The organism is Microbispora sp. NPDC046973, assembly GCF_040644495.1.
Lineage (GTDB): Bacteria > Actinomycetota > Actinomycetes > Streptosporangiales > Streptosporangiaceae > Microbispora.
The window spans coordinates 1-26097 of record NZ_JBEYWQ010000036.1; the positions used below are offsets into that span (position 1 = coordinate 1).

Annotated in this window: 24 protein-coding genes; 10 read left to right on the forward strand and 14 right to left on the reverse strand. The window is 72.9% G+C overall.

What is annotated here, in order from left to right; all coding sequences use genetic code 11:
• Window positions 1–1413, forward strand: a 1413-nt coding sequence (locus ABZ860_RS37305) for a LuxR C-terminal-related transcriptional regulator (protein ID WP_357229801.1), incomplete at its 5' end; no start/stop codon positions are given.
• Here the strand turns inward: ABZ860_RS37305 and ABZ860_RS37310 are convergent.
• Window positions 1310–1789 (reverse strand): ATP-binding protein, encoded by a 480-nt coding sequence (locus ABZ860_RS37310; protein ID WP_357229803.1) that lies wholly within the window; start codon window positions 1787–1789, stop codon window positions 1310–1312. The two genes, ABZ860_RS37305 and ABZ860_RS37310, sit on opposite strands and share 104 nt — an antisense overlap.
• Before the next feature lie 226 nt (window positions 1790–2015).
• Here ABZ860_RS37310 and folP point away from each other — a divergent pair, with 226 nt between their 5' ends.
• Both folP and ABZ860_RS37320 read left to right on the forward strand, forming a co-directional pair.
• The gene (gene folP / locus ABZ860_RS37315) at window positions 2016–2906 is read left to right on the forward strand and encodes a dihydropteroate synthase (protein WP_357229899.1); all 891 of its coding nucleotides are present in this window, start codon (window positions 2016–2018) and stop codon (window positions 2904–2906) included.
• 563 nt (window positions 2907–3469) lie between these two features.
• The gene (locus ABZ860_RS37320; protein ID WP_357229805.1) at window positions 3470–4663 is read left to right on the forward strand and encodes a Cmx/CmrA family chloramphenicol efflux MFS transporter; all 1194 of its coding nucleotides are present in this window, start codon (window positions 3470–3472) and stop codon (window positions 4661–4663) included.
• Between the two features lie 68 nt (window positions 4664–4731).
• On the opposite strand, the gene ABZ860_RS37325 is transcribed toward ABZ860_RS37320, so the two are convergent.
• The 5 genes from ABZ860_RS37325 to ABZ860_RS37345 form a co-directional block, all read right to left on the reverse strand.
• Window positions 4732–5799 (reverse strand): glycerophosphodiester phosphodiesterase family protein, encoded by a 1068-nt coding sequence (locus ABZ860_RS37325; protein ID WP_357229806.1) that lies wholly within the window; start codon window positions 5797–5799, stop codon window positions 4732–4734.
• A gap of 170 nt (window positions 5800–5969) precedes the next feature.
• Window positions 5970–7739 (reverse strand): bifunctional metallophosphatase/5'-nucleotidase, encoded by a 1770-nt coding sequence (locus ABZ860_RS37330; RefSeq protein WP_357229808.1) that lies wholly within the window; start codon window positions 7737–7739, stop codon window positions 5970–5972.
• Between the two features lie 112 nt (window positions 7740–7851).
• A complete protein-coding gene (locus tag ABZ860_RS37335; RefSeq protein ID WP_357229810.1) occupies window positions 7852–9270 on the reverse strand; it encodes an aspartate aminotransferase family protein in 1419 nt (472 codons plus the stop codon).
• 8 nt (window positions 9271–9278) lie between these two features.
• A complete protein-coding gene (locus tag ABZ860_RS37340) occupies window positions 9279–10631 on the reverse strand; it encodes an ATP-binding protein (protein ID WP_357229812.1) in 1353 nt (450 codons plus the stop codon).
• A gap of 77 nt (window positions 10632–10708) precedes the next feature.
• A complete protein-coding gene (locus tag ABZ860_RS37345) occupies window positions 10709–11383 on the reverse strand; it encodes a response regulator transcription factor (RefSeq protein ID WP_357229814.1) in 675 nt (224 codons plus the stop codon).
• Between the two features lie 135 nt (window positions 11384–11518).
• Between ABZ860_RS37345 and ABZ860_RS37350 the strand changes: the two genes are divergently transcribed.
• From ABZ860_RS37350 to ABZ860_RS37365, 4 genes are all read left to right on the forward strand, one after another.
• A complete protein-coding gene (locus tag ABZ860_RS37350; protein WP_357229815.1) occupies window positions 11519–12676 on the forward strand; it encodes a DUF2092 domain-containing protein in 1158 nt (385 codons plus the stop codon).
• Window positions 12673–13731, forward strand: coding sequence for an ABC transporter ATP-binding protein (locus ABZ860_RS37355; protein WP_357229817.1), 1059 nt, complete (start codon window positions 12673–12675; stop codon window positions 13729–13731). The genes ABZ860_RS37350 and ABZ860_RS37355 overlap by 4 nt, the downstream gene beginning before the upstream one ends.
• Window positions 13718–14701: an ABC transporter permease subunit gene (locus tag ABZ860_RS37360; protein ID WP_357229819.1), complete on the forward strand. Its 984-nt coding sequence runs from the start codon at window positions 13718–13720 to the stop codon at window positions 14699–14701. Before ABZ860_RS37355 ends, ABZ860_RS37360 begins: the two co-directional genes overlap by 14 nt.
• A gap of 63 nt (window positions 14702–14764) precedes the next feature.
• Window positions 14765–15241, forward strand: a complete 477-nt coding sequence (locus ABZ860_RS37365) for a hypothetical protein (RefSeq protein WP_357229821.1) — start codon at window positions 14765–14767, stop codon at window positions 15239–15241.
• Here ABZ860_RS37365 and ABZ860_RS37370 read toward each other — a convergent pair.
• From ABZ860_RS37370 to ABZ860_RS37385, 4 genes are read right to left on the reverse strand one after another with little or no spacing between them, the layout of a single operon-like run.
• A complete protein-coding gene (locus ABZ860_RS37370; RefSeq protein WP_357229823.1) occupies window positions 15165–15971 on the reverse strand; it encodes an ATP-binding cassette domain-containing protein in 807 nt (268 codons plus the stop codon). The genes ABZ860_RS37365 and ABZ860_RS37370 overlap by 77 nt on opposite strands.
• A gap of 5 nt (window positions 15972–15976) precedes the next feature.
• On the reverse strand, window positions 15977–16765 hold the full coding sequence (locus ABZ860_RS37375; protein ID WP_357229824.1) for an ABC-2 family transporter protein: 789 nt from the start codon (window positions 16763–16765) through the stop codon (window positions 15977–15979).
• Window positions 16766–16771: 6 nt separating this feature from the next.
• Complete coding sequence (locus ABZ860_RS37380) at window positions 16772–17572, reverse strand: ABC-2 family transporter protein (RefSeq protein ID WP_357229826.1); 801 nt, start codon at window positions 17570–17572, stop codon at window positions 16772–16774.
• A complete protein-coding gene (locus ABZ860_RS37385; RefSeq protein WP_357229828.1) occupies window positions 17569–17784 on the reverse strand; it encodes a hypothetical protein in 216 nt (71 codons plus the stop codon). Before ABZ860_RS37385 ends, ABZ860_RS37380 begins: the two co-directional genes overlap by 4 nt.
• A gap of 115 nt (window positions 17785–17899) precedes the next feature.
• Here ABZ860_RS37385 and ABZ860_RS37390 point away from each other — a divergent pair, with 115 nt between their 5' ends.
• Window positions 17900–18880 carry an alpha/beta hydrolase gene (locus ABZ860_RS37390; protein WP_357229830.1) on the forward strand — a complete coding sequence of 327 codons (981 nt, stop codon included), beginning with the start codon at window positions 17900–17902 and terminating at the stop codon, window positions 18878–18880.
• 19 nt (window positions 18881–18899) lie between these two features.
• Here ABZ860_RS37390 and ABZ860_RS37395 read toward each other — a convergent pair whose 3' ends face one another.
• The 3 genes from ABZ860_RS37395 to ABZ860_RS37405 are packed head-to-tail and all read right to left on the reverse strand — an operon-like array spanning window position 18900 to window position 21607.
• Window positions 18900–20249 (reverse strand): HAMP domain-containing sensor histidine kinase, encoded by a 1350-nt coding sequence (locus tag ABZ860_RS37395; protein ID WP_357229832.1) that lies wholly within the window; start codon window positions 20247–20249, stop codon window positions 18900–18902.
• Window positions 20246–20917, reverse strand: coding sequence for a response regulator transcription factor (locus ABZ860_RS37400; protein ID WP_357229834.1), 672 nt, complete (start codon window positions 20915–20917; stop codon window positions 20246–20248). Before ABZ860_RS37400 ends, ABZ860_RS37395 begins: the two co-directional genes overlap by 4 nt.
• 51 nt (window positions 20918–20968) lie before the next feature.
• The gene (locus ABZ860_RS37405) at window positions 20969–21607 is read right to left on the reverse strand and encodes a hypothetical protein (protein WP_357229836.1); all 639 of its coding nucleotides are present in this window, start codon (window positions 21605–21607) and stop codon (window positions 20969–20971) included.
• Between the two features lie 347 nt (window positions 21608–21954).
• On the opposite strand from ABZ860_RS37405, the gene ABZ860_RS37410 reads away from it, so the two are divergent.
• Together ABZ860_RS37410 and ABZ860_RS37415 are read left to right on the forward strand one after the other, a co-directional pair.
• Window positions 21955–23652 (forward strand): protein kinase, encoded by a 1698-nt coding sequence (locus ABZ860_RS37410; protein ID WP_357229838.1) that lies wholly within the window; start codon window positions 21955–21957, stop codon window positions 23650–23652.
• 45 nt (window positions 23653–23697) lie between these two features.
• Entirely contained in the window at window positions 23698–24501 is an 804-nt protein-coding gene (locus ABZ860_RS37415) for an ATP-binding cassette domain-containing protein (protein WP_357229839.1), read from the forward strand.
• Window positions 24502–24612: 111 nt separating this feature from the next.
• Here the strand turns inward: ABZ860_RS37415 and aceA are convergent, their stop codons facing one another.
• Window positions 24613–25905: an isocitrate lyase gene (gene aceA / locus ABZ860_RS37420; protein WP_357229841.1), complete on the reverse strand. Its 1293-nt coding sequence runs from the start codon at window positions 25903–25905 to the stop codon at window positions 24613–24615.
• Between the last annotated feature and the right edge of the window lie 192 nt (window positions 25906–26097).

A 26097-nucleotide genomic window follows, 5' to 3' on the forward strand; every position in this document is an offset into this window, starting at 1 on the left:
CGGGTCCGCTACCGCATGCTGGAGACGCTGCGGGAGTTCGGCAGGCTTCGGCTGCAGGGGCCCGGCGAGCGGCGGGCGCTGGCCCGCCGCCACCGCGACCACTACCTCCGCCTGATCGAGCGGGCCGTGGCCGAGTGGTTCGGCCCCGCCCAGGCCGTCTGGTTCGTCCGGCTGCGGCTGGAGCGGGCGCACCTGCGCGCCGCCATGGAGTTCTGCCTCGGCGAGCCCAGCGAGGCGGAGACCGGACTGCGCATGGCCATCCTCTTGTTCGATCCCCTCTGGATGCCCAACGCGTTCTACAGCGAGGGCCGTTACTGGCTCGACCGGTTGCTGGAGGCGACGCCGGGACCGACCGCCGTACGAGCCGAGGCGTTGTGCACCGACGCGCACCTGGCGTTCATGCAGGGCGACCCGACGGCGGGAGAGCTTCGGCTCGGCGAGGGCCGGGCGCTGGCGGAGAAGCTGGACGACTCCAGGATCCTGGCCTGGGCGTCGCTGATCGCCGGCATAGCGAGCCACCAGAGCGGCGACCACGCGCGGGCGGCCGTCATGCTGGAGGAGGCCGTGGACGGGCTCGCCGCCGCCGCGGGGGAGGGCATCGCCCTCGTCGTCGGCCTCTTCTCACTCGGGGCCGCGGTCGGCTATCTGGGCGACGTGGAACGGGCGGAGCGGTTGCTCGAGCGCAGCCTCGCGATCGCCGAGCGCCATGGTGAGAGCTGGATCCGGTCCTGGGTGCTGAACGTGTACGCCATCCAGGCCTGGCAGCGCGGGGACAACGCCCGGGCGGCGTCCGCGGCCCGTGAGAGCCTGCGGGTCGGCCGCGGTTTCGACGACGGGCTTGCGATCGGGACCTCGCTGGAGGCGCTCGGCTGGATCCTGCAGGGCGAGGGCCGGCACGCCGCCGCCACCCGCCTGCTGGGCGCCGCGATGGGGGTGTGCCGGACGGCCGGAATAGACGCCCTGTGGATGGTGCAGCACCGCGAGTTCCATGAGCGGTGTGTGAACGCGCTCCGGGCGCGGATGGGCGAGCGGGCCTTCGACCGCGCGCTGCGCCAGGGAGGGCGGTTGACGCCGGACGACGCCATCGCCGAGGCGCTCGGCGAGCCGGCGGACGCGGGCGGGACCGAGGACCGGGGCGAGGAACCGCAGGAGGCCGCCGTACCGGCGGCGTCACCGCTGACCAGGCGCGAGAGCGAGATCGCCGAGCTGGTGTCCCAGGGGATGAGCAACCGGGAGATCTCCTCGGCGCTCGTCATCTCCCTGAGAACCGCGGAGGGCCACGTCGAGCGCATCCTGACCAAGCTCGGCTTCAACTCCCGCGCCCAGATCGCCGCGTGGGTGATCGCGCGGAAGGCCGGCGGTCAGGACGGCCGGGATCGCGGCAGAGCCGCGCCGCCTCCCCATCCACACTGAGGAGCACGGGCTTCGCCGTCCACGCTGACGAGCATGCGATCTCCTTGACGGCCTCTCCGGCGATGGCCGGCCCGAGGCCGGAGCCGCCCGCGGACCTGCTCTTGGCGGTGTCCCTGCGGAAGAAGCGGTCGACAATGCGTTCGCGGTCGGCCTCGGAGACGGTCTCGCCGTCGTTGCTCACCGCGAGGACGGCCCGCTCGCCGTCCGTGCGGGCGTCCACTCGGACGGCCGTGGCGGCGTGCCGTTCGGCGTTGTCGAGTAGAGCCCCGTCGATCGCCTCGGACACGTCGTCGGAGTAGAGCCGCGCGGCCTCCAGTTGGGCTCGTATGGCGGCGATGGGGGTGAGCAGCCGGGTGCGGGCGCCGGCCTCCGTCAAACAGCCTTCACGGCGGACGGCCGCGCGATAGCGGGGTAGCCCACCCAACGGCTCAACATGGGTGATTTCCCCCGTGGCCCGGACCGTTGACCTCGCGATCGACGGGTTCCCCATGCGGGCGGAAAGTCGAACTGCTCAATCCGGGCGGCGCTTCGCCACGATGAGATCCGCGGGACGGTCCTCGGCACGCCGGCGGCAGTACGCTGGCGGCGTGTCCAGTTCGCCGATGCCCACCGGGGCGCCCGGCACCCAGCCCGGTGCGCAGGCCGTCACGCCGTCCGTCCTGCGCCTGCGCGGCCGTGCCTTCGGTCCCGGCGACTTCGCGGTCATGGCCGTGGTCAACCGGACCCCCGACTCCTTCTACGACAGGGGATCGACCTACGCATTCTCCGCCGCGGTCGACGCCGCCTCCCGCCTCATCGAGGAGGGGGCGGACATCGTGGACATCGGCGGCGTGAAGGCCGGTCCCGGCACGGAGGTCGATCCGGCCGAGGAGATTCGCCGCGTGGCGGAGGTCGTCGCCGCGGTGCGCGACCGGCACCCCGACGTGATCATCAGCGTCGACACCTGGCGGTCGGAGGTCGCCGAGGTGGTCGCCGAGGCCGGGGCGGACCTGCTCAACGACACCTGGGGCGGCGTGGACCCCAAGCTCGCCGAGGTCGCCGCCGCGTACGGCATCGGCCTGGTGTGCGCGCACGCCGGGCGGGTGGAGCCGCGCACCCGGCCGCACCGCATCGCGTACGCCGACGTGGTGGCCGACGTGGTCGCGTACACGACGGACCTCGCGGAGCGCGCGGTCGCCGCGGGGGTGCGCCGCGACGCGATCCTGATCGACCCGGCCCACGACTTCGGCAAGAACACCTGGCACTCGCTGGAGGTCAGCAGACGGCTCGGCGAGCTGACCGCCACCGGATGGCCGGTGCTGGTGGCCGTCTCCAACAAGGACTTCGTCGGCGAGACGCTGGGCGGCCTGCCCGTGGAGGAGCGCCACGCGGGCACGCTGGCCACGCTCGCCGTGTCGGCGCTGCAGGGCGCCCGGGTGTTCCGCGTCCACGACGCGGCGAGCGCCCGTACGGCTCTCGCGGTCGTCACCCGCCTCGGCGGGGTGCTGTCCTAGCCCGGCTCCGCCAAGGGTGCGGCAGGCCCCGGCGCGGTTGCCGGCAGGGCACCCGGGCTTCGGTCCTACCCGGGAAGACCGGCCGTGCCCGTCCGGCCGCGGGAGCAGCCGGTGACCGGAGCGGCCGCGACGAGACCGGGACGCGATCAAACCGGTGGACAGGGCGCTCGCGCCGTGACTAACGTGGCCGCCATGTCGAGCCCCGAGGCGTCGAGACGCTAGCCACCGGTCATTCGGTGGCTGAGTCGTCGCACCGCCGGCTGTCGTGCCGCTGAGCCGTCGTACCGCCCACCTTTGGTGCTGAGCGGTCGCGGCCGTTACGCGTCGCCGCGCGCTGCCTGTCACCGAATCACCGTCGTATGGGCCGTTTCTCCCGGGCTCCGCGCATGGTCACCGTCGTCGTGCCCCCATGGCCGGAACCGGGTTCCGTCGGCGCGGTGATCCCGTTGTACGCCGTCTGGACGCTCTCCTCGTCGTCCGGCTGCTGACCGCCATGGCTCGCCGCGTCCCCATCGACCCTTCGCGACCTTTCGCGACCTCTTACGACGCGGTGTGGAGTTGTCATGCCATTCGCCATCTACATGCTCGGACTGGCGGTCTTCGCCCAGGGGACCTCCGAGTTCATGCTGTCGGGCCTGGTGCCCGGCATCGCCCGCGACCTGCAGGTGTCCGTCCCGGCCGCCGGCGCGCTGACGTCGGCCTTCGCCGTGGGAATGATCGTGGGCGCGCCGCTGACGGCCGTCCTCAGCCTGCGGTGGCCGAGACGGCGGGCGCTGCTGGTCTGCCTGACCGTCTTCATGATCGTTCACGTGGCCGGTGCGGTCACCACCAGCTTCGGCGTCCTGCTGGCCGCGCGCGTCGCCGGAGCGCTGGCCAACGCCGGATTCCTGGCCGTGGGTCTCGCGACGGCGACCGCCATGGCCGGGCCCGGCGCCAAGGGCCGGGCCGCCTCCGTACTGCTCGGCGGGATCACCCTCGCCTGCGTCGCCGGGGTGCCGGCCGGCGCCGTGCTCGGCCAGGCGTGGGGGTGGCGCTCGGCGTTCTGGGCGGTGGCGATCGTCTCGGTGCCGGCCGTCGTCGCGGTCGCACGCACCGTTCCGGCCACGCCACCGGAGGCGGCCGTGCCCGACGCGCGGCGCGAGCTGCGGGCGTTGCGCCGCCCCCGGCTGCTCGTGACCCTGCTGCTCGGCGCCCTGGTGAACGGCGCCACGTTCTGCACCTTCACCTACCTGGCTCCGCTGGTCATCGAGGTCGGCGGGTACGGCCCGCAGTGGGTGCCGGTGCTGCTGGCGCTCTTCGGCCTGGGATCGTTCGCCGGGGTGTCGATCGGCGGCCGGATGGCGGACCGGCGGCCGATGCGGCTCCTGGTGCCCGGCGGCCTGGCCCTGCTGGCCGGCTGGATCGTGTTCGGCGTGGCCGCGGGCAACCCGGCGGCCGTGCTCGTGCTCGTCTTCGTGCAGGGCACGCTGTCGTTCGCCGTCGGCTCCACGCTGATCACCCGGGCGCTCTACGCGGCGGCCGACGCGCCGTCCCTGGGCGGCTCGTTCGCGACCGCCGCCTTCAACGTGGGCGCGACCGCCGGGCCCCTGCTGGGCGGGGCCGCCATCGGCGCGGGCCTGGGCTACCGTTCTCCGCTGTGGGTCGGCGCGCTGCTGGTGGCGACGGCGTTCGCGGTGGCGGTGGCTGCCCTGGCGGCGCAGCGGGGCGACAGGACCGGTGGGAGGACGCCCGACCCCCGCGACGCCGCCGCACTGTGAGTGCCTGTCCGTGAGCCGCGACAGGGCCGCCTCCGGATGAGGGAGGCGGCCCTGCCGGGGCGTGACCGTCAGCGCGGCTCGTAGGCCTTCGGCAGCCGCATGCCGCGGTCGGCCATGATCTGGCGGACGACGTTCGGGTAGTCGGTGATGATGCCGTCGATGCCCATGTCGATGAGAGCCTCGATGGTGGCCGGGTCGTCGCAGGTCCACGGGATGACCTTCAGGCCGCGTGCGTGCGCCTGCTCCACCATCGCCTCGTCCACGTAGAAGCGGAAACCGGGGTCGCTGACCTTCCCGTTCTGCGGGAAGCCGTACACCGGGGACAGCGCGGTGACGCCGGGGATGGCCGCGGCGGCCTTCACGAAGTCGCCGCCGAAGTCGTCGGCGTCGAGCCCGCCGAGCCAGGGCGAGGCGCCGGGCCTGCCCACCTGGAGGAAGTCGTAGTTGGTGAGCGCCACCAGCGGCCAGTTCGGGGCGAGCCGGTGCATCTCGTTCAGCGCGCCCCAGTCGAAGGACTGGATGGTGACCTGATCCTCGATGCCCGAGGCGTGGATCTCCTCGTACACCCGGCGGACGAACAGCTCGCGCGGCGCGGTCTGCTCCGGCGCGCCCGCCTCGACCTTGGTCTCGATGTTCAGCGTGACCTGCTTGGCGTGGTAGCTCTTGACGAGGTCGAGCACGTCCTTGAGCTCGGCCATCCGGAAGCCGTGGATCACCTCCTGCTCGGGGAACCCGGGCAGCTGCTGGTAGCCGCAGTCCATGGTCTTGATCTGGGCCAGGGTCAGGTCCTTGATGTACTTGCCGACGTAGGGGTACATCGGGTCGCCGGGCACGACCGGGCCGGTGTCGCGGCACTTCTGGGCGCTGATCTGCCGGTCGTGGTTAACGACGACCTTCTCGTCCTTGGTGACGTGGGTGTCCAGCTCCAGGGTGGTGACCCCGAGGCGCAGGGCCTTGGCGAAGCCCTCCAGCGACTCCTCGGTCGTCATGCCGATGCCGCCGCGGTGGGCCTGCAGGTCGAAGTGGGTCTTCTGGGGCAGCACGCCGGGGCCGCCGGCCGCCGAGGCGTGGGCGGCCGTGGGCGCGGCGAGCGCGGGTGCGAGGGCCAGGCTCAACAGAAGCTTGCGAAGGTGCACGGGGGGCTCCGGTTCGTTGGGTCGGTCCGGCGCCGGGACACCGTCATCGGCGGCCGGCCGCCGTTGCCGACGGGACATGCGGGAATCTGCGGGGACGGTGCACGGCGGGGCCGTCTCCGGGAGGGGAGACCGCCCCGCCGGCCCTGAATCAGAGCGCGGTCAGAGCGTGGTCAGAGCGCGGTCACCCGGTCGAGTGCGGGCGGAGCGACCGTCTCGTTGGCCTGGAAGTAGGCACGGAACGCGTCGTAGTCACGCGAGTTGCGCACCGGGTCGGTGAAGGCGGTCAGCGCGGTGAAGCCGTCCGCCCCGATCAGGGTGTACGCGAGGGCGGCCACCCGGTAGGTCCTCCCGAGGTCCAGGGGGACGCCGCCGATCAGCACCCGGGAGGGGTCGATCCGGTCGCCCACCGGCCGGGAGGCGTCATAGGAGTAGCGGACGCCGGCCGACACCGCCAGCGGGCCGAACCGCACCGTGCCGTCGGCCTGGGTCTGCCACTGCTGTTCGAGCGCCTGCTCGATCTGCCGCCCGGTCAGCGAGACGGTGAGCACCGGGTTGGCGTAGCCGTACGCGCCCCAGGCCTCGCCGAACAGGACGGTGCCGTCGGCGTCCGCCGGGTTGGTCCCCTTGGCGAAGCGCAGGTCGCCGCGCAGACTGGCGGAGCCCGTCAGCGGCGCCGCGGCGACCAGCGCCAGGTCGACGGGCCCGCCGCGCCGCGCGTCGGCGTACTCCACGTCGGCGACGAGGTTGCCCAGGGCGCTCTCGCCGTCGGTGGCGCGGGTCCGGGTGATGTCGCCGCTGATCCTGCCGACCGGGCGGGCGGCCGTCTGCGCGGACCTGGCGTTCCAGTAGTCGACGAGCCGCACCGTCGCCGGGTCGGGGGCGACGTCCCGGGTGACCGGGTGGTTCACGGCGGTGGTGGCGGAGCGGATGACCTCACCCGTCTTCGGGTCGATCTTGAGGTTGATCTCGCTGATCAGGCGTCCGTGGTTGGCCGCCTCCACGACGGGACGGGGGTTGCCGGCCGGGTCGGGGATGGTGCAGTTGAACAGCGCGTGCCAGTGCCCGGTGACGATCGCGTCGATGTCGGGGGAGGCCTGCCTGGCGAAGTCGACGACCGGGCCCGACGGGTTGGTGCAGCCGTCGTAGTAGCCGCCGGCCGAGCCGCCCTCGTGCACGTTGGCCACGATGGCCTCGACGCCCTGGCGCTTGAGCTCGGCCGCGTACCGGTCGGCCGTCTCGACCAGCGGCAGGTTGTCCAGCTCGGGCTGGTACGACGTGGAGCCGGCGACCGTCGTCGTGGTGGTCAGGTTGATGAAGCCGATCCGGACCTCCCGGCCGCCGTGGACCTTCACGTGCTTGATCACGTACGGCTTGAAGATCGGCGTGGTGGAGCCCTCGCGGGTGACGTTCGCGGAGGAGATCGTGTAGTCCGCGCCGTGGAACCTGCGGCCGGTGGAGTCGGTGAAGCAGCTGTCCACGTCGACGACGCCGAAGCACCGGCCCTTGCCCATGTGGTCGCGGAGGAACTCCAGCGGCCGGTCCAGCTCGTGGTTGCCCACCGCCGCGAACTCCACGCCGATGGAGTTGAGGAACTCGACGGTGGGCTCGTCCTCGTGGTAGGCCACCTCGACCGGCCAGCCGCTGAAGTCGTCGCCGGTGGTGAAGGTGATGGAGTTGTCGTGGCCCTGCCGCAGGTCCTTCAGGTGGGCGGCGATGTACGCGGCGCCCCCCACCACGATCGTCCTTCCCTGGGCGTCCTTCACCGTGCCGTTCGCCGCGTCGTTCTGCGGCGTCAGGTAGCCGTGCAGGTCCGTCAACGACAGGAGCTGCACGTCCACCGGCGGCGGTGCGGCGTCGGCGGCGGCCGGCAGGGCCGTCGTCACCGAGAGGGCCAGGGCCGCCGTGGCCATCGCCCAGCGCCGGAAGCTGTTGTGATCCACGTAGATGCCTTCGCTAGCTCGTGCTTGCTTGCGGCAGGCATCTGATCAACTCCAGATGACGGACAACGGGCGGGGGAGCGCCCAAAAGGTGAAGATCGGGAAGACAGCCGCATCAGGAGTACATAACCGACAGGAACCGGACGAGGATCGCCTCGCGGGTCGCGGCCGGCAGCGCGTCGAGCACGGCGTTCACGACCGCCATCCCGGGCTGTCCCGTCGCGGTGAGGTCGATGCCCACCGACGCGGCGAGCTCGGTGAACGTCGCGTCGTCCAGCGCGTCGAGGTCGAGGGACGCGATGAGCTCGGGCAGCCCCTCGGGCACCTCGGCCGGCCCCCGCAGCCGGGCGGCCGCGGCCGCCTCCGCGATCACCTCCAGCATCGCGTCCACCCCCGCCAGCGTCACACCGGTGACCGTGACGTGGATGTTGGCCGGGATCCCGGCGTACGACAGCTGCGGCTGGAGGAACCAGCCGAGCCGGCGCGCCTCGTCGGCGAGCACGAAGACGTCCACCTCGGCGGATCCGGCGATGGCGACCAGGGCGGCCTCCGGCTCCCCGAGCACCCGCAGCCCGGGGATCTTCGCCACGCCCTCCACCAGCCGCCGGGTCGCCTCCAGCGTCCTGCGGCCGAGCTCCAGGTAGCCCTCCCTGCCGAGGGACTGCAGGGTGGCCCAGGCGCCGCCGAGCGGCCCGGCCGACCGCGAGCTCTGCACGGTCGCGTTGATGATCGTGTAGCCGGGCCAGGCCGCCGAGGCGAAGTAGGCCCGGCGGCGCAGCTCCGCGTCGCGGAACAGCAGCACCGACGCGCCCTTCGGCGCGTACCCGAACTTGTGCAGGTCGCACGAGATCGAGGTGACGCCGGGCACGCTCAGGTCGAAGGGCGGGATCGCGGCGCCCGCCTCGCGCAGCCACGGCAGCAGCCATCCGCCGACGCAGGCGTCCACGTGGCACGGCACGCCGCGCGCGGCGGCGAGCGCGGCGACCTCCCCGACCGGGTCGACGACCCCCTGCGGGTAGGAGGGGGCCGAGACCACCGCCAGCGCCGTACGGTCGTCCAGGGCGGCCTCGAACGCCGGGACCGAGGCGCGGTAGGTGACCGGGTCGACCGGGACCGGCACGATCTCCATGCCCAGGTAGTGTGCCGACTTGTGGAACGCCGGGTGCGCGGTGACCGGCAGCACGACCCGGGTGGCGCCGGGACGGGCGTCGCGGGCGGCCTTCACCGCCAGCATGATCGACTCGGTGCCGCCGCTGGTGAAGATTCCCGGCGCGCCGGGACGCCCGAGCAGCTCGGCGACCGCCCCGACCACCTGCCGCTCCAGCGCGACCATGCTGGGGAAGGCCGTCGGGTCGAGCATGTTGACCTCGAGCATCTCCGCGTACGCCCGGTGCGCGGCCTCGTGCACCTCCGGCAGGCCGGTGTCGTAGACGTAGGCCGTCACCTTGCCGCCGCGCACCGGCAGGTCGGCCTCCTTCAGGGCGGTCAGCTCGGCGAGCAGCTCGGTGACGGGCCTGCCGTACTCGGGAAGCATGGAACTCCTCAACGTGCCAGGGGGAGCCGGACGACGGCGCGCAGTCCGGGGGAGGCGTCCTCCAGGTGGACCGTACCGCCATGGGCCTCGACCGTGGTGCGCACGATCGCGAGACCGAGCCCGGCGCCGCCGTCGTCGCGGCTGCGGGCGTCGTCGAGCCGGGTGAACCGGTCGAAGACCCGCTCCCGGTCCTCGGGCGGGATGCCCGGCCCGTCGTCGGTGACGGTGAGCTCCGCGGCCGTCCCTCCGGCGCGCACGCCGATCCGGACCGCCGACGTCGCGTGCCGCAGGGCGTTGTCGACCAGGTTGGCGAGCACCCGCCGCAGGTCCAGCGCGTCGCCCAGCACGACGCACGACCCGCCGGGTGCGAGGTCGAGGTCGAGGCCGTACCGCTCGGCCGTACGGCGGGCCATCTCCGCCAGGTCGACCGGCTCTCGCCGGCCGAGGCGGCCCTCGTCGAGCCGGGCGAGCGCGAGCAGGTCCTCGGCGAGGCGGGACAGCCGGAGGGTGTCCTCCAGCACCCCCTCGGCCGTCTCCTTCCAGTCCTGCCCTTCCGGATGGCTGAGCGCGACCTCCAGCTGGAGCCGGATGCTCGCGAGCGGACTGCGCAACTCGTGCGCCGCGTCGGAGACCAGCGCCCGCTGGCGCGCGTCGGCCTCCTCCAGCCGCCCGAGCATGTCGTTGAGCGTCGTGGCGAGCGCGTGCACCTCGTCGCGCGCCTCGGGCACCGGCAGCCGCCGCGACCGCGCCGTGGCGCCCACCTCGGCCGCGCCCCGCCGCAGCAGCGCGATCGGCCGCAGCGTGCGCCCGACGACCAGCCACGAGACCGCCGCCAGCAGCGCGAGCAGGAGCGGCATGCCGGCGATCAGCACGTGCCCGATGGTCACCAGGCTGCTCTCCACCTCGCCGAACGACCGCGCCACGATCACCGTCACGCCGCGGTCCGCGCTGAGCGCCCGCACCCGCAGCGGCCCCGGCAGCGCGTACGGCCGGCCGTCCAGGAAACGGGCCGCGCCCGTGCGCACGGCGGCCTCCCGCGCCTGCGCGGACAGCAGGGGGACCAGGCGGTCGGTGTTCGGGGTGGCGTCGACGATCCGCCCGTCCCGGTCGAGCACCTGCACGATCGTGTTGTCCACCGAGACGACGGGATCGGACAGCCGGTTCGCGTCGGACAGCGCGACGATCTCGCGTCCCCGCTGGTAGACCTGGTCGTCGATGCTGCGGACGAGCGCCTCGCCGAGCACCGCGACGAACACGTACGCCGACACGGCGAGGGCGAGCGCCAGCACGGCCGTCGCCGCCGCGGTGACCCGGAACCGCAGGCTCTGCCGCCGCCACCACGTCACCGGGCGCGCGAGCACGGCCAGACCGGGCCCGCGTGATAGGGGCGCGGACGGCTGGGGCGGGGGTGACGTGGGCCCGGGTGACGTGGGCATGCTCAGCCGCCGTCGCTCGCGAGCCGGTATCCCGCCCCGCGCACGGTCTGCACGGCGGCGCGGCCGAAGGGCGTGTCGATCTTCCTGCGGAGATACCCGACGTACACCTCGACCACGTTCGGGTCGGTGTCGTAGGTGTCCCACACGTGCTCCAGGATCTCCGGCTTCGACACCACCTCGCCCGGCCGGCGCATCAGGTACTCGAGCAGGGCGAACTCCCTGGGCGTCAGCTCGACCGGCGCCTCGCCCCGCGTGACCACCCGCGCCGCGGGGTCGAGCGACAGGTCGCCCGCGCGCAGCACGGCGGGCCTGCGGCCGCCGCCCCGGCGCAGCAGCGCCCGGAGCCGGGCCACCAGCACGACGTACGAGAACGGCTTGGTGAGGTAGTCGTCGGCGCCGAGGTCGAGCCCGTCGGCCATGTCGTACTCGCCGTCCTTGGCCGACAGCATGAGGATCGGCACCCAGTTCTCCTCCGCGCGCAACTGCTTGCACACGTTGTAGCCGGACATGCCGGGCAGCATGATGTCGAGCACGACCACGTCGTAGTCGCCGACGCGGGCCAGGTGAAGGCCCTCGTTCCCGTCGTGCGCCAGGTCGACGGCGAAGCCCTCCGCCTGCAGCCCCCGGCGCAGCGCCGCCGCCATCCGCCGCTCGTCCTCCACCACCAGAACCCGCATTGCCCCAGTGTGGACCCTTTCGGACGTGCGGGCGCGGAGAGCCTGAGAGCCCTCTCAGCCCGTCTCAGCGTCGGCACAGGAACGTCCCGGCAGTCTCGGGTCGTCAGGTTTTCCGCCCATAGTGGGAGATGTGAAATGGCGAAGAGAGCCCGCGCCGTGAGGTGGGGAGTGCCGGTGGCGGCGGTGGCCGTGGTGGCGGCGGCCGTGGGGACGGGACCGGTGATCGCGGCGGTGAGCAACGAGCCGTCCCTGCCGGACCGTACGGCGGAGCAGTTGCTGGCCGACGTCGCGCGCACCTGGCAGACCGGCCGGATGCCGCAGATGTCCGGCACGATCGTCGAGACGGCGTCGCTCGGTCTGCCCGCGCTGCCCGGCCTGTCCGGGGCGCCCGGGCCGTCCGGGGCCTCGGCGGCGTCGCTGCTGTCGGGGTCGCACCAGCTCAAGATCTGGTACGCGGGGGAGGACCGGTTCCGCCTCATGCTGCCGGGGGAGATGAGTGAGACCGACGTCGTCGCCGACGGCGGCACGGTGTGGTTGTGGGACAGCGCCGCCAACAAGGCGACCCGTCTCACCGCCCCGGCGGCCTCCGGCGGCAGGCCCGACGGCGCCTTCCCGATGCGGTCCGGAGCCGCGTCGCCGTTCGCGACGCCGGAGCAGGCCGCGCGGCAGGCGCTGCAGGCGGCCGGGACCGACACCGCGATCAGCGTCGGCGACGTCGTCACGGTCGCGGGCCGGGCGGCCTACCAGATCGTGCTGACGCCCAAGTCGGCCGACTCGCTGATCAGGGACGTCCGGGTGGCGCTCGACGGCGAGAAGCTGATGCCGCTGCGCGTCCAGGTGTACGCCAAGGGAGCGGCCGAGCCGGCCTTCGAGGTCGGCTTCGAGTCGCTGTCGTTCACCGCTCCCGCGCCGGAGAATTTCTCCTTCACGCCGCCGCCCGGCGCGAAGGTGGAGCAGGGGACGGTCACGCCGCCCGCCGGTCACCGGCCGGAGGCGGCCGCCGAGGCGCACGACCGCAGCAGCGTCGTCGGCTCGGGCTGGGACAGCGTGCTCGTCACCTCCCTGCCCGACGTCCCCGCCCAGAAGCAGGACGGGAAGGGGCGTGACGGAGTGGACCTCGGCGCGCTGCTCGACGGTGTGAAGTCGTCGGCCACCCCCGTCAGCGGACAGTGGGGCAGCGGCCGGCTGCTGCGCACGAAGGTCGTGTCGATCCTCATCACCGACGACGGCCGCCTGCTCGCCGGCGCCGTGACCCCGGAGGCCCTCTACCGCGCGGCCGGTGTGAAGGGATGACCGAGCCCACGCACCGCGGACGAGCGGGGGTCGCGGGGGACGCGGTGGACGCGGTGACGGTGGGCACGCGCGCGGGGGCGCCACGGGTGGACACCGGGGCGCCCCCGCCCTCCCCCGAGGGCGCGCACGCCATCGTCACGTCGGGTCTCACCAAGCGCTTCCGCGGCGGCCAGGTGGCCGTCGACGGCGTCGACCTGGCCGTTCCGCGCGGATCGGTCTTCGGCTTCCTCGGCCCCAACGGCTCGGGCAAGACCACGACGATCCGCATGCTGCTCGGCCTGGTCGCCCCGACCTCGGGCACGTGGTCGCTGCTCGGGACGCCCGTCTCCGCCGGACCGGCCCGGGCGCTGCCGCGCGTCGGCGCGGTGGTCGAGGGGCCGGCCTTCTATCCGTACCTGTCGGGCGAGGCCAACCTGCGCCGCTTCGACGCGGCCGATCCGTCGGCCGACGCGCGTACGGCGCGGGCCAGGGTCGGCGGGGCGCTGGAGCGGGTGGGGCTGACGGCGGCGGCGGGCAAGCGCTACCGCACCTACTCGCTCGGCATGCGCCAGCGCCTGGCCATCGCGGCCGCGCTGCTGGTCCCGAGGGAACTGCTCGTGCTGGACGAGCCGACCAACGGCCTCGACCCGCAGGGCACCCGGGAGGTCCGCACGTTGATCAGGAGGATCGCCGAGGACGGCACGACCGTCTTCGTCTCCTCCCATCTGCTGAGCGAGGTCGAGCAGATGTGCACCCACGTGGGCGTCATGCGTACGGGCAGGCTCGTCGCGCAGGGCCCGATCGCCGCGCTGCGCGCGTCGGGCGAGGAGCCCCGCCTGCGGGTGGAGACGCCGGACGTCGGTGCGGCGGCGGCCGTGCTGGCCCGGGCCGGGCTCGGCGACGTGCGCGCCGAAGACGGCGAGGTCACGGCGGTCATCGGCGCCCGGGCGCCGGAGGAGATCTGTGCGCTGCTCGTCGGCGAGGGCGTGGCCGTGCGCGGGTTCGGCGTGGTCCGCCCCACGCTCGAGGAGGTCTTCGTCGGTCTGACGGGGGAGGGGTTCGATGTCGATGCATGAGAACGGGACAGCGGTGTCGGAGGCCCGGGCGCCGGAGCGGGAAGAGGCCCGGCCGCCGGAGCGGGAGGAGGACCGGTCGCCGCGGCCCGCGGAGGCGCGGACGGTGCCACGGGAGGAGCGGCCGTCCGTCCACGCCGCCGGGCCCACCCCGGGCCAGGTGCGGCACCTGACGCGGTTGCTGGCCTCCGAGATCGGGCTCACGTTCCGCCGCCCGCGCAATCTCGCGATGCTCGGGGTGCTCGCGGTCGTGCCGGTGCTGGTCGGCGTCGCGGTGCGGGTCGCGTCGGACGGCGACGCGGGCGGCTCGATCATCGGCCAGATCGCGGGCAACGGCCTGATGCTGACCTTCGCCGCGTTCGCCGTCATGATGCCGATCGTGCTGCCGCTGACCGTGTCGGTCGTGGCGGGCGACGCGATCGCCGGCGAGGCGGCCCAGGGCACGCTGCGCTACCTGCTCGTCGCCCCGGTCGGCCGGACCAGGCTGCTGCTGGTGAAGTACGCCAACGTCGTGGTGTTCTGCCTCGCGGCGTGCGCGCTGGTGGCGCTGTCGGCGCTGGCGGCCGGGCTGGTGCTGTTCCCCGTCGGGCCGGTGACGCTGCTGTCCGGCACGACGATCCCGGCGGCCGACGCCCTGCTGCGCGTCGGGGTGGTCGTCCTGTACACCGCCGCGGGGATGGCCGCGCTCGGCGCGGTGGCGCTCGCGATCTCCACCCTGACCGAGGCGCCGATCGGTGCGGTGGCCGCGAGCGTCGTGCTGGTGGTGGTCAGCCAGGTCCTGACCGCGATCCCGCAGGTGGCGGTCGTACGCCCGGTCCTGCTGACCTCGTGGTGGGGCGAGTTCGACGGGGCGTTGCGGGCGCCGGTGGCGTTCGACCAGATGGGGCAGGGGCTGCTCGCCTTCGCCGCGTACGTCCTGGTTTTCGGCTCCCTCGCCTGGTCGCGCTTCACGAGCAAGGACATCACGGCGTAAGTGCTGCCCTTTACCGTTCTTTGTCGCTAGTGTTGCCGCGGACCTCTCACCCAAGGCGGTGTTATGCGGCACTTCTTCGGGCTGCTCCTGGGCGTTGTCGTCGCGGCGGCTCTTCTCCTCGGTGGTGGATGGGCATCCCAGGAGGCGGTCCGGGGAGCGGCGCAGAGCGTCGACCCGGCCAAGGACACGCGGATGCTGATCGCCCTGGGCGTGATGGCCGTCGTGGGCCTGCTGCTCGGGCTGGTGCTGGTCGGCCGGGTGTCCCCGCTGGCGGCGTTCGTCCCGTCGATGGCGCTGCTGGCCTGGACCGTGGTCTACGTCCTCGACGTGTCGCGCGCCGCGAGCCTCGTGCCCACCGGGCCGTCGGTGCAGGCCGAGCTGCTGCAGGCCGGCCGGGGCATGCTCACGCTGCTGTCCACCGGCGTGTACGGCCTGCTCGGCGTCGCGCTGTTCCTCCCGGTGCTCATGCCGTCCCGCTGGGCCCGTCCGGAGCCGGACGAGGAGCAGGAGGAGGAGTACGAGGAGTCGTTCGGCTTCTGAGATAGAGCCCGGCCACCACCTCCTCGATCGACGTCACGCCGGGCGCGGTCGCCCGCAGGTCGTCCAGCGTGCCGTCGAAGGCCAGCCGGCCGTGGTCGATCAGCAGCACGCGGCGGCACAGCCGTTCCACGTCGCCCAGGTCGTGGGTGGTCAGCAGCACCGTCGTCCCGCGCCTGGCGCCTCGCCGCCGCAGGAAGTCGCGCACCTCCGCCTTGCTGACGATGTCGAGCCCGATCGTCGGCTCGTCCAGCACCAGCACGGCGGGGTCGTGCAGCAGGGCGGCGGTGATGTCGCCTCGCATCCGCTGCCCCAGGCTGAGCTGGCGCACCGGCGTCCCGAGGAAGCCGCCCAGGTCGAGCAGGTCGCACATCTCGTCGAGCCGCTCGCGGAACACCTTCCGATCTACTTTGTAAAGGAGCCGGACCAGTTCCAGGCTGTCCCGGAGCGGCAGGTCCCACCACAGCGTCGTCCGCTGGCCGAAGACGACGCCGATCCTGCGGGCGAGAGCCGTACGGCGCCGGGAGGGATCGAGACCGGCCACCCTGATCCGGCCCGACGTGGGCGTGAGGATCCCGGTCAGCATCTTGATCGTGGTGGACTTGCCCGCGCCGTTCGGGCCGAGGCAGGCGACGAACTCCCCGGCCGCGACACGGAAGGACAGGTCCCGCACGGCGTGCACGACCCGGCGGCGGACCGTGAAGGTCCTCCCGACCCCGTCTGCCTCGATCACTGGTCTCAGCTCCCCGTCGATCGGTAGCGGCGGATTCCCGCCCGCCAGGCGAGCGCGGCGACGGCGGCCAGCGCGAGCGCGGCGGCGGGGGACAGCAGGCCCGTCCAGGGCGGCAGCCCGAGCGGGTCGGGGCGGCCGAGCACGTAGAGGCCCGGCTGCCAGTTGACGAACGCCAGCGGCAGCGTGAAGGTCAGCCCCCGGACGATCCGGGTGTCGTAGACGCTCAGCGGATACTGCGTGAGCGTCGCCCCGCCGTAGGTGAAGGCGTTGGCCACCTCGGGGGCTGCGGTGAGCAGGAACTGCAGCGCGCCGCCGAGCGTGAAGAGCGCCGCGAAGATGACGATGCCCGAGACGACCATGACGGGCACCATCCAGACGCGGCCGAGCGGGACGTCCAGCCGCGTCAGGCCCACGGCCAGCACGGCCGCGGCCTGGATCGACCGGCCGATCCGATGCGGCGTGAACCGGTCGGCCGCGACCTGCACGAAGGGCGACGCGGGACGGATCAGCATGACGTCGAGCGTGCCGGCCCCGATGTGCTGGCTGATCCTGTCGACGTTGCCGAACAGCAGGTCGGCGAGCGCGAAGGCCAGTTGCGACGCGCCGTACAGGAACATGACCTCGGTCACTCCGAAGCCGGCCAGCGTGTCGGTGTTGGCGAAGATCACCCAGATGGCGGCGATGTCGAGGCCGCCGACCACCAGCCCGCCCGCCGTCATCAGCGCGAACGACAGCGGATACTGCGCCGCCGCTCGCGTCCACGTCCAGGCGAGCAGCGCGTACGTCCTGATCACGGGCGCTCAGCCACCCTGGATCACGATCTTCCTGCGGGCGGCGTCGGTCATGAGCGCGCCCAGAGCCAGCAGGACGGCGGCCCACAGGGCCTGGAAGGCGAGGGCGTGGACGGGATCGGCCGTGCCCAGGTAGACGTCGGCGGGCACCTGCGCCATCGCCGACCAGGGCAGCGCCCGGGCCAGCTCGCCGAACCACCCGGGGAAGATCGTCAGGGGCAGCATGAGCCCGCTGAAGAACGTCGTGAGCACCATCGACAGCACCGCGAGGCCCCGGTCGTCCATGACCCAGCACGTGGCCAGCGCGACGAGGTAGCGCCACCCGAAGCTCACGACCACGCCCAGGGCGACGCTCAGGAGGAACGCGGCCGGGGCGTGCGGGGCGACGATGCCGAACAGCAGGGCGCCGACGAGGGTCGGCGGAGCGCCGCGGACGACGAACAGGTACGCCGCCCGGCCCAGGTCCTCCGACAGGCACCACACCTGGAGGGACGCCGGGCGGACCAGATCGAGCGCGACGTCGCCGGTGCGGATCCGCTGCGGCAGGTCGAGGCCGCCGCCGAACAACTGCATCGGGCCGATGAACGCCTGCGTGAGGAAGGTGTAGGTGACCGCGCCCGCCACGTCGTACCCGCCGAGGCCGGGGCGGGCCTGCCACAGCGCGATCAGCACGTACGCGCGCAGCACCCCGAAGACGGTGTTGGTGAACGCGCCCGCCAGCGCGGCGGCCCAGTAGGTCGCGTGCCTGCGGAAGCCGTACCAGGCCAGCCGGGGGTAGAGGGCGGCGGCGGCGCCGTGACCGGGGATCACCGCGCCGGGCGCCCGGGCGCCCGCGGGGACCCGGCCCGCAGGGCGGCCTCGCCGGGACGGAACATCGCGATCACCTCATGCGGCCCGGGACGTCCGTCGTCCTTCTCGCGGTCGTCGAAGGGCAGACTTTGCGGAGCGTTTACCGGCGACACGCGGTGGCCGGGCTTGACACCGAGCTTCCAGGGCAGCGGAGCCCTCGAATATCCCGTCACGGGTGCCTCATGTCCTGCGGCGTTACCTTCTCGTAACACTGCTGTAAGGGGAGTGAAACTTACCTACCGGTAGAACGGATGACCAAATGGGGAATGTCCCTTTTTGGAGGCTTGCATGGGACATGGGCTGAATGTAGACATCCGTCCGGAATATCCGGTCAGCTGGCAGGCCGCTGCGATCAACGGGGTCCTGCGGGGCACCATGAAACCGATCTCCACCATCCTCGTGCGCAACACCGCGGGGATGGCCGTGGCCAGCCGCATCATCTGCCTCGGCGAGCGGGTCCCCGGCATCCTCCCCAAGCACGTGTCCATCGTTCCAGACGGGTTCGGCTCGTGCACCGGGGAATGGGTGCACGGTGGTCCCGACATGGACGAGGGCAAGGTGGTGCTCTACTTCCACGGCGGGGCGTACTTCGTCTGCTCCCCGGCCACCCACCGGCCGATCACGTGGCGGCTGTCCGCCGTCACCGGCCGCCCGGTGTTCTCCCTCGACTACCGCCAGGGGCCGATCCACTCCCTCGCCGAGTCGCTGTCCGACGCGCTCAAGGCGTACGAGTGCCTGCTCGGCCTTGGGTACGCCGCCGAGGACATCGTGCTGGCCGGCGACTCCGCCGGAGGCCATCTCACCCTCGCCACGCTGCTGTCCCTCCGCGACCGGGGCATGCCCCTCCCCGCCGCCGGCATCTGCCTGTCCCCCTGGGCCGACCTCAGCTCCAGCCGCCGCCGCGCCAACGTCTGGTCCGACCCCATGCTCCCCGCCGGCCGCATCGACTGGCTCGCCCGCCGCTGGACCGACGGCCTCGACTGCTTCGATCCCCTCGTGTCCCCCGTGTACGGCGACTACACCGGCATCCCCCCGCTGATGATCGTCACCGGCTCCACGGAGGTCCTGCGCGACGAGGCCCGCCGGGTCGCCGTCAGCGCCCGCGAGAACGGCGTGCAGGTGACCTACGAGGAGTGGAACCGCATGCCGCACATCTTCCCCCTCCTCGCCGACGTCCTCCCCGAAGGCCGCTTGTTCTTCGAGCACGTCTCCCGCTTCCTCGACGCCGTCCACGCCCACAACTCCGCCTCCGGCGTCGAGGCCGCCTGATCGGCCCACCGGGGGGTGCCTACGGCTCCGGGTGTTCGACGCACGCGGGCAGGATCAGCCGCAGCAACGCGCCGCTTCGGCACGGCACGGCTTCGGCCGTCCCGCCATGAGCCTCGGCGACCTGCCGGACGATGGCCAGGCCCAGCCCGGAGCCGGGGTGCGCGCGGGCCGCGGGTGACCGGTAGAAGCGGTCGAAGACGAATTCGAGGTCGCTGTCGGGGATCCCCGGGCCGGTGTCGGCGACCTCGAGGATGCCCGCCCTGGCGCTGATCCTGACCCGGCCGTCGGACGGGCTCCACTTCACGGCGTTGTCGACGAGGTTCGCGACCGCGCGTTCCAGGGCGTCGGGGTCTCCGTGGACGAGTGTGGGCGTGCAGTTCAGCTCGAATTCGATCTGCGGCGCCCGGCGCGCCGCGCGCGCCGCGACGCGCTCGGCGACGAGGTCGAGTCGGACGTCTTCCGTGTGGAACGGGGCCTGGCCGTAGCGAGCCAGGTCGATCAGGTCGTTGACCAATGTCGTGAGTTCGCCGGCCTGGCCGAGCGCCTCGGCGGCGAGGAGAGGGGCCTGCGCGTCGGCCGGGTTCTCCGCCAGCAGCTCGAGGTTCACCGTCAGGCTCGTCAGCGGTGTGCGCAGCTCGTGTGAGGCGTCGGCCACCAGACGGCGCTGGGCGCCGACCGATTCGTCCAGGGCGGCGGTCATCGCCGCGAACGCCGAGCCGAGCCGGCCGATCTCGTCCCGGCTGTCGGCGGGGATCGGGATGGCCAGGTCGCCCGTCGTGCGGATCAGTTCGACGGTCTCGGTGAGCTGGTGCACCGGGCGCAGGACGCGGCGTGCTGCCAGGCGTGAGATCAGTGCCGCCAGAAGCCCGGCGGCCACCGTCGAGCCGGCGAGCAGCCAGGCGAGCTCGCGCAGCGTCGGTGCGGGATCGGATTCTGGGATGGCCGTGCGTACGAGCGTCCCCGGCGCTTCGGGGAACTGGGCCGTGTAGACGCGGTAGGCGACGCCGTCGTAGACCGCGTCACGGAAGTAGGCGCCGGCGGTGCCGTCCGCGACGGCGACGTCGCGGGCGGTGAGGTCGACGAACTCCGTCGACGGCCCGACCCGGACCGGGCCCGGAACGATCTGCAGCTGCGTGCTTCCGATCCCCAGCGGAACAGTCGGGAAGCCCGGCTCCCCGTTGACGTCCCTGAACTTGGCCTTGATGGCCGCGGCCACGCTCGGTGCCTGGGCGGCGGCCGCGACCAGCGTGCTGTCGATCTGGCCGCGGAGGTTGGCGTTCACGGCCGGATACAGGACCACCGACACGAGCACCAGGGCGCCCGCGACCACGGAACCGCCGGCGACGGCCAGCCGGGTGCGCAGGTTCATGGTTCCTCGCGCAGGACATACCCCAGGCCGCGCACCGTCTGGATCAATCTGCTGCCGCCGTCCGCTTCGAGCTTGCTCCGCAGGTAGCTGATGTAAACCCACAGCGCGTTCGACTCCGGGCCGAAGTCGTAGCCCCAGACGGACTCGAAGATCTGGGTCCGGCTCAGCACCCGGCCGGGATTGCGCAGGAACAGCTCCAGCAGGGACAGCTCCGTCTTGGTCAGATCCAGGCGCCGGCCGGCACGCTCGGCCCTGCAGCCGCTCAAGTCGAGGTCGACGTCGGCGAAGCGCAGCACCTCGGCCCTGGCGCCGCTGCGCCGGAGCAGCGCTCTGAGCCGGGCCCGCAGCTCGTCCAGGGCGAAGGGCTTGGCCAGGTAGTCGTCGGCCCCCGCGTCGAGCCCGGCGACCCGGTCGGTGACCAGGTCCCGGGCCGTGAGCATCAGGATCGGCGTGTCGTGCCCGCCCGAACGCAGCGCCCGGCACACCTCCAGCCCGTTCGGTTCGGGCATGAGGACGTCGAGGACGACCGCGTCCGGGCGGAACATGCCGTGCTCGGCGAGGGCGGACGCCCCGTCGGCGGCGGACGAGACGTCGTAGCCGTCCCGGCGCAGCGCATGCTCCAAGGACCGCCGCACAGCCGGGTCGTCGTCCACCACAAGTATCCGCATGGTCGCCCATCCTCACCGTCGGTCCTGAAGCTGTGCCAGACGTGGTGGCGGTCAGCCCTTGCTCAGTGACCGCTTCAGCTCGCTCAACGCGGCATCGAGCCGGTCGGAGCCGACTCCGAGCGAGGCGGCGATGTCACCGAAGGCCTTGGACGTCGGATCGACTCTGCCCAACGCCATCACAGCGGCCAGCGCGGCCCTGGCCTTGGCTTGATCGACACCGAGCGCCGCGGCCAGGGACGCCGCCGCGGCGTCGGTGGTGAGCGGCGAGTCCTGCGGGCCGTCCGGGGCCTTGTTGTCCATGCTGTCCAGCTTGCCCTGGTCTTTGCCGCTCGGCGCGGGTTCGGCGACCATCGGCCTCAGAGCGTCCTGAACCTGCGCGACCGGCAGGCCCAGGTTGGCCGCGACCGCCGCGACGAAGGCCTCCGGCGTGGCGCCGGCCGAGCCGGCCAGCGACGTCTTGGCCGCGACCAGCGCGGCGTCGAGCCGCTCGGCCGTCACTCCGAGCTTCGCCGCGATCGCGGCCAGATCGGCGTCGGCACCCGCCCTGGCCTTCCCGCCTGCCGTGACCGTCGCGGAATCGCATGTGGCGGCGCCGGGTGCCGGGGCCGGATCGGCCGCCGCGGCCGTACCGGTCGCGGCCAGCGTGGCGAGCGTGACCGTGGCCACGACCAGCCGTGTGCGTTTCGTCATCGTGATGCCCTTCGTCCACTGAGCGCGCCGGAGGGGAACCGGCGTCGTGGGGACAACGCAAACATCGCGGCCTCTGGCGTGGTTTCAGCCACCTTTAAAGGTTCCTTAGAACGGCTCCGTTCGCGTGATCGGTCGGTCATGCCGCCGACGACGGCCCCGCCTTCGTCTGTGGCGCCGCTTTGCTGTTTGTGGCTTATGAGACCTATGTGACCTGCGTCTTCGCCTTCCGGCCTATCTCCAAGGTGCCATTGGGCTTACCTCTCATGCCGCTTGTCGCTACTTGAGCGCGTGGCGCGTTCCAACCGGCCACAGTGGCTGTGCGGCACTTCGAGAGAGGTAGCTTCCGTATGGCACGTGGCGGAACGGCTTCCCACAACGGCATGCCTCCCGGTGTGCGCCCGCTGACCGTGGGCGACCCGGTCGTCATCGGGCGCTACCTGCTGCTCGGCCGGTTGGGCAGCGGCGGAATGGGCGTCGTCTACCTCGCCGAGCACCCCGGTGGAGGGTACGTCGCGCTGAAGACGCCGCATCCGGTGCACCTGGGGGACCCCACGCTGCGGGCCCGCTTCGCCGAGGAGGTCGCGTTCTCCCGGCGTGTGGTGCCGTTCTGCACCGCCGCCGTCATCGAGGACGGTCTCGACGGCGAGCGGCCCTACCTCGTCACCGAGTACGTCCCCGGCCCCGCGCTCTCCCAGGTGGTCGCCGCCCGGGGGCCGCTCACCCCCGACCTCGCGTACGGCGTGGCCCTCGGCACGGCCGCCGCGCTCGTGGCCACGCACGAGGCCGGGCTGGTCCACCGGGACCTCAAGCCCGGCAACGTGCTGCTGTCGCCGCACGGGCCGTTCGTCATCGACTTCGGGATCGCCCGCGACCTCGACGTGGCGATGGCGCACACGCAGGCCGGGCAGATCATGGGCAGCCCGGGGTGGGTGGCGCCCGAGCGGCTTCGCGGTCACCACGCCATCCCCGCCTCCGACGTCTTCTCCTGGGGCTGCCTGGTGGCGTTCGCGGCGACCGGGCTGCATCCGTTCGGCGCCGGCGATCTCGACGTGCTCACCCGGCGCATCCTCGTCGAGGAGCCGCGGATCGACGCCGTGCCGAAGCTGCTGTGGGGCGCGGTGGCGGCGGCGCTGCGGCGCGAGCCGGCCGATCGCCCGGACGCGGCGTGGCTGCTCGCCTCCCTGCTCGCCGCGGGCGGGGTCCACGTGACCGCCGACCCCCGGCGGGCGGTCGCCGCCGTGCTCGACGAGATCTGGCAGCCCGTGTCCTACCCTGCGGGGACCGTCCCCGGCCGGGCCACGCAGGGGCAGCGCACGCGGGGCAGGGGTTCCCAGGAAGCGGCACAGGGATCGGCACAGGAAGCGGCGCGGTTGCCGACGCAGGGCCGGGCGGCGCGGCGCCGGGCGGCGCGCTCGCGGGGGCAGGTGTCGCACGCGGGCTTCGCGGCGCTCGCCACCGTGACGATCGCGGCGGTGACGGTGGTCGCGGCGGGCGCCGGGTCGGCCCACATGGAGAGCACGGCGGATCCGCCGCCGGCGCTGCCCGTGGTCATCCCCGGTGAGGACAGCGCGTTGCCGCCGGAGGACGTGCTCGGCACCGCGCGGCCGCCGGTGGTGCCCATCGTGGACGGTGCCCGGCCCAGGGTGACGGTGACGGCCACGCGGACCATGCCGCCGCCCGGGCCGGTGTCCCCGGCGACTGAGGACGGCGGGTGGACGACCTCGGCGCCCTCGCCCTCGGCGGCCGCAGCCACCCTGCGCCCAGGGGACGGGCACTGCGTCACCGGGCGGCCGAAGGACTGCCGTTCCACCCGGCCGTCTCCGCCCGGGCGTCCAGGCCAGCCCGGGCAGCACGGACATCCAGGCCAGTCCGGACATCCTGGACAGCCGGGGCAGCCGGGGCAGACCGGCTCTCCGGTCCCGCCCTCGGGGATCAGCCAGGAGCCGCAGTGGGGCGACGGGGAGTCGTCCCCGCCGATCCCGAGCACGTCGCCGGAGAGCCAGCCGCCCAGCGTGGTGGCCACCCCCGCGCCGTCCATACCCTGAAACGCCGACCCGATCGGCTGCCTCCATGCAGCATGCTGTGTGTTCATGGAAGCAGCTCTCGAACTCGACGACGTGACCGTACGCGTGGTCGGCCGGACCCTGGTGACCGGCGCCGACTGGCGGGTGGACCACGGCCAGCACTGGGTGATCCTCGGCCCGAACGGCGCCGGGAAGACGACGATGCTCTCGGTCGCCGCGGCCGTACGGCACCCGAGCTCGGGGACGGCCACGGTGCTCGGGCGGCGGCTCGGCAGGGTCGACCTGCGGGAGCTGCGCCGCAGCATCGGCCTGGTCGCGGCGAGCCAGCGGCTCGTGGACGAGTCGCTGCTGGAGGAGGAGGGCGCTACCGCGCTGACCGTCGTGCTCACCGGGCACACCGGGACGAGCGCGCCTCTGTGGGACCGGTACGGCGACGAGGAGCGGGAGCGGGCGCACCGGCTGCTGGCCGACCTCGGCTGCAAGGACCTGGCCGACCGGAGGTTCCAGGTGTGCTCGCAGGGGGAGCGGGCCCGGATCCGGGTGGCCAGGGCGCTGATGGCCGATCCGGCGATCCTGCTGCTCGACGAGCCGTTCGCGGGCCTCGACCTGCCGGCGCGGGAGGACCTGATCGAGGCGCTGGAGGACCTGGCCCGCACCCGCCGGGGGCTGACGACCGTGATGGTCACGCACCACCTGGAGGAGGTGCCGGCCACCACGACGCACGCCCTGCTGATGCGGGACACCCGCATCCTGACCGCCGGTCCCGTGGGGGAGGTGCTCACCGGGCCGAACCTGTCCGACTGCTTCGGCCGGCGGCTGCGCATCGACTCGCTGGACGGCCGCTGGTACGCCCGCGCGCTGCGCATCTGACCCGCTCCGCGTACGGCGAGGCCCCGCCGCCCGTCCGTCAGATCCCCGAGGGTGACCTGCGGACCGGCGGCGGGGCCCGCCACCGACCTGGGTCCGAGATGTCCGCTGTGGTTAGTGAGCCCCGGCGAACTGCGCCTCCTCCGTCGAGCCCTTCAGGGCCGTCGTGGAGGAGTCCGGCGCGACGGCCGTGCTGACCAGGTCGAAGTATCCGGTGCCGACCTCGCGCTGGTGGCGGGTGGCGGTGTAGCCGCGCCGCTCGGCGGCGAACTCGGCCTCCTGGAGCCCGACGTACGCCGTCATGCCCTCCTCGGCGTAGCCGCGGGCCAGGTCGAACATCGAGTAGTTCAGCGAGTGGAAGCCGGCCAGGGTGATGAACTGGAACTTGTACCCCATGTGGCCCAGCTCGCGCTGGAACTTGGCGATCGTCGCGTCGTCCAGGTGCTTCTTCCAGTTGAACGACGGCGAGCAGTTGTAGGCCAGCATCTGGTCGGGGTACTCCCGCTTGACGGCCTCGGCGAACTCGCGGGCCACGTCGAGGTCGGGCGTGGAGGTCTCCATCCACAGCAGGTCGGCGTACGGCGCGTAGGCGAGGCCCCTCGCGACGCAGGCGTCGACGCCGTTGCGGACCCGGTAGAAGCCCTCGGCGGTGCGGTCGCCGGTGCAGAAGGCGCGGTCGCGGGGGTCCACGTCGCTGGTCAGGAGGGTCGCGGCCTGGGCGTCGGTCCGCGCGATGACCAGGGTGGGGACGCCCGCCACGTCGGCCGCCAGGCGGGCCGCGTTGAGGGTCTTGATGTGCTGGCCGGTGGGGATCAGCACCTTGCCGCCGAGGTGGCCGCACTTCTTCTCCGAGGCGAGCTGGTCCTCCCAGTGCACGCCCGCGGCGCCGGCCGCGATCATGGCCTTCATCAGCTCGAACGCGTTGAGCACGCCGCCGAAGCCGGCCTCGGCGTCGGCCACGATGGGCGCCAGCCAGTGCGGGGCGTCCTCGTCGCCCTCCGCCCAGCTGATCTGGTCGGCCCGCAGCAGCGCGTTGTTGATCCGGCGGACCACGGAGGGGACCGAGTTGGCCGGGTAGAGGCTCTGGTCGGGGTAGGTGTGACCGCTGAGGTTGGCGTCGGCGGCCACCTGCCATCCGGACAGGTAGATGGCCTTGAGGCCCGCCTTCACCTGCTGGACCGCCTGGTTGCCGGTCAGCGCGCCCAGGGCGTGGACGTAGTCCTCGTGGTGCAGCAGGCCCCACAGGCGCTCCGCGCCGAGCCGGGCCAGCGTGTGCTCCTCCTGCACCGAGCCGCGCAGGCGGATCACGTCCTCGGCCGTGTAGCTGCGCTCGACGTTCGTCCACCGCGGATTGGTCTCCCAGTCCTGCTGCAGCCGCTGGGCGGCTGCGGTAAGGCGATCCGACATCTTTGGTCACTCCCTTGTTGCGTGCGTTGTCGTCACCTGGGGCTTGCTTCCGAGTTTGTGTCGATTGCAAGACACTCACAAGGAGGCGTCAGTCGAAAGAACGTCAAATATTCCGATCTGTGTAAGACTGGCGGGTATTCGACAGTGAAGAATCGCAGAGTTTTCGCTATGGACTAGACCAATCTGTGTGGG

What these genes read in the sequence shown, in the direction of transcription:
- ABZ860_RS37360 (WP_357229819.1), top strand. Translation starts at nt 13,718, where the DNA reads ATGTCGATGCATGAGAACGGGACAGCGGTGTCGGAGGCCCGGGCGCCG.
- ABZ860_RS37410 (WP_357229838.1), top strand. Translation starts at nt 21,955, where the DNA reads ATGGCACGTGGCGGAACGGCTTCCCACAACGGCATGCCTCCCGGTGTG.
- ABZ860_RS37350 (WP_357229815.1), top strand. Translation starts at nt 11,519, where the DNA reads ATGGCGAAGAGAGCCCGCGCCGTGAGGTGGGGAGTGCCGGTGGCGGCG.
- ABZ860_RS37345 (WP_357229814.1), bottom strand. Translation starts at nt 11,383, where the DNA reads ATGCGGGTTCTGGTGGTGGAGGACGAGCGGCGGATGGCGGCGGCGCTG.
- ABZ860_RS37335 (WP_357229810.1), bottom strand. Translation starts at nt 9,270, where the DNA reads ATGCTTCCCGAGTACGGCAGGCCCGTCACCGAGCTGCTCGCCGAGCTG.
- ABZ860_RS37395 (WP_357229832.1), bottom strand. Translation starts at nt 20,249, where the DNA reads ATGAACCTGCGCACCCGGCTGGCCGTCGCCGGCGGTTCCGTGGTCGCG.
- ABZ860_RS37405 (WP_357229836.1), bottom strand. Translation starts at nt 21,607, where the DNA reads ATGACGAAACGCACACGGCTGGTCGTGGCCACGGTCACGCTCGCCACG.
- folP (WP_357229899.1), top strand. Translation starts at nt 2,016, where the DNA reads ATGCCCACCGGGGCGCCCGGCACCCAGCCCGGTGCGCAGGCCGTCACG.
- ABZ860_RS37320 (WP_357229805.1), top strand. Translation starts at nt 3,470, where the DNA reads ATGCCATTCGCCATCTACATGCTCGGACTGGCGGTCTTCGCCCAGGGG.
- ABZ860_RS37355 (WP_357229817.1), top strand. Translation starts at nt 12,673, where the DNA reads ATGACCGAGCCCACGCACCGCGGACGAGCGGGGGTCGCGGGGGACGCG.
- ABZ860_RS37400 (WP_357229834.1), bottom strand. Translation starts at nt 20,917, where the DNA reads ATGCGGATACTTGTGGTGGACGACGACCCGGCTGTGCGGCGGTCCTTG.
- ABZ860_RS37390 (WP_357229830.1), top strand. Translation starts at nt 17,900, where the DNA reads ATGGGACATGGGCTGAATGTAGACATCCGTCCGGAATATCCGGTCAGC.
- aceA (WP_357229841.1), bottom strand. Translation starts at nt 25,905, where the DNA reads ATGTCGGATCGCCTTACCGCAGCCGCCCAGCGGCTGCAGCAGGACTGG.
- ABZ860_RS37365 (WP_357229821.1), top strand. Translation starts at nt 14,765, where the DNA reads ATGCGGCACTTCTTCGGGCTGCTCCTGGGCGTTGTCGTCGCGGCGGCT.
- ABZ860_RS37415 (WP_357229839.1), top strand. Translation starts at nt 23,698, where the DNA reads ATGGAAGCAGCTCTCGAACTCGACGACGTGACCGTACGCGTGGTCGGC.